Origin of the sequence: Paenisporosarcina sp. TG20, assembly GCF_000286315.1 — a bacterium.
In the GTDB taxonomy this organism is placed as follows: Bacteria; Bacillota; Bacilli; order Bacillales_A; family Planococcaceae; genus Paenisporosarcina.
Genome location: NZ_ALJG01000077.1, coordinates 1 through 1,750, shown reverse-complemented (window position 1 = coordinate 1,750; position 1,750 = coordinate 1). Strand labels below are relative to the sequence as shown.

Below are 1,750 nucleotides of genomic sequence, written 5' to 3'. Positions count from 1 at the left end.
CCGCCTGTAACGGAAATCAGTTGACTTAAATAGAAGGCTATTTTATTAAAGGACCGGGCGCACTTACCCCGGCTTTTCTTAAAATGAAGTTTCAAAATCTTCATGCCAACGATATTGGTAGAACCGTTCATATGTAAGCCAATTTTCAGCTTCAGGTTCTCCTTCAGCTAAGCGTTTGTCCATCTCTTCTAACATCCACGCGGTTTGCGAAATGTGTGCCCTCATGGCACCCATTTTTTGATCGCGTGCTAGTCGAATGTCATGAATAATATCAGGCTCGCCTAGTTGGTCTTTTGTATTATTTGCAAATGCAACAGCATACAATTTCGGACGTTCTTGCTCATTTATTCGACGGATCGCTCTGACAACTGCTTTTGCAGTCGCTTCATGGTCTGGATGAACTGCATAGTTTGGATAAAACGTAATGACAAGAGAAGGGTTCGTTTCGTCTATTAACTTCGTCATCATTTGGACCATCTTTTCATCATCTTCAAATTCGACGGTTTTATCACGTAAACCCATCATTCGTAAATCTGTTAGACCCATAGCTTGTGCGGATGCAAGTAATTCTTGTTTTCGAATATGTGGCAAAGATTCTCTAGTCGCAAAAGGAGGATTTCCTAAATTCCGGCCCATTTCTCCTAGCGTTAAACATGCATATGTAACGGGTGTTCCTTGTTTAATATATGTTGAAATAGTTCCGGAAACACCGAATGCCTCATCATCAGGGTGAGGAAAAACAACTAATACATGTCTTTCGTGTGGAAGTGTCATCAATGTTCCTCCTTTAATAAGTAAATGGCGTTTCACTAATGTGAAGTGCTACTGCTAATTTTCCAGTCTGATCATGCCCAGCCATCAACAGACGGCCATGTTCATCCAATTCGAAATGTGTAATACCTTGTGCATACACCCAGCCATGAGGCAACTTTAAGCCAACTCGATGTGGACTTTCTCCAGTAACCTTACCTAATTCATATGAAATAACAATATTTCGAATAAAGGCACCTGCATTAAACACGGTTTCATCAAAATGAGAAGCATAGGCACCGTTCGTTGTTTCTAGGTGAAGGTAAATATCTTTATCAGCGAATGAATTTAACAAGCTTTGTAACTTCTCAACATGTACAACGTCCATAATAATGCCCCCTTTTTAAAAAAAGCTCTTCAATTTAGTATAGAGAATTCTTACGTCGAAAGCGATTAGGTTGCTCGAAAGCTTGGGAAGTCCTTTAATAAAAAAACTAAAATTCAAGTATTAATTCGTCACAGACTTGCCTGAGCTGGAAGCCCACTGCTTTAGCGGTGGGAGGAAAGCGAAGAAAAATGCGGAGTGCCACTGAAAGCCGAAGGTTTTTGGCACTTCAAGCATTTTTTTATGCAATTCTTCCTGTCTCCTAGTGGAACGTATGTTCGTTTTATGGTACACTGAAAATAGGTAACGATTCAGGAAAAGAGGTGTTGGGAATGGCAAAGGAATCATCCCCGACTTTCGTGCTGAAAGTCAAGATGCATACTGATGAGAGCGATGAAAAGCTAATTGAAACCGAGTTGGAAATCAATCGAGCGATTTATAATACGTGCTTGGGCGAACTGTTGAAGCGGGAAAAACGCATGAAACGGACGAAACGCCACAAACAACTCATTCGTATGTACCGTGCCATTTCCAAGAAACTCACAGAAGCGGAAAAACAGAATAACAAGGCTTCCATCAGCTTCTACAAATCAGAGAAAGAAGAAGTGAACGGAA

At 40.7% G+C, this 1,750-nt stretch carries 2 protein-coding genes and 1 pseudogene; 1 reads left to right on the top strand and 2 read right to left on the bottom strand.

Annotated features, from left to right (window positions below):
* Nucleotides 1–78 precede the first annotated feature (78 nt).
* Entirely contained in the window at nt 79–774 is a 696-nt protein-coding gene (gene bshB2, locus B371_RS0100505; protein WP_019412402.1) for a bacillithiol biosynthesis deacetylase BshB2, read from the bottom strand.
* Between the two features lie 13 nt (nt 775–787).
* On the bottom strand, nt 788–1,138 hold the full coding sequence (locus tag B371_RS0100500; RefSeq protein ID WP_019412401.1) for a YojF family protein: 351 nt from the start codon (nt 1,136–1,138) through the stop codon (nt 788–790).
* Nucleotides 1,139–1,467: 329 nt separating this feature from the next.
* Between B371_RS0100500 and B371_RS0100495 the strand changes: the two are divergent.
* Nucleotides 1,468–1,750: pseudogene (locus B371_RS0100495) on the top strand (hypothetical protein); the annotation flags it as partial.

Excerpts from the sequence above, each read along its gene's own strand:
- bshB2 (WP_019412402.1), bottom strand. The coding sequence starts at position 774 with ATGACACTTCCACACGAAAGACATGTATTAGTTGTTTTTCCTCACCCT.
- B371_RS0100500 (WP_019412401.1), bottom strand. The coding sequence starts at position 1,138 with ATGGACGTTGTACATGTTGAGAAGTTACAAAGCTTGTTAAATTCATTC.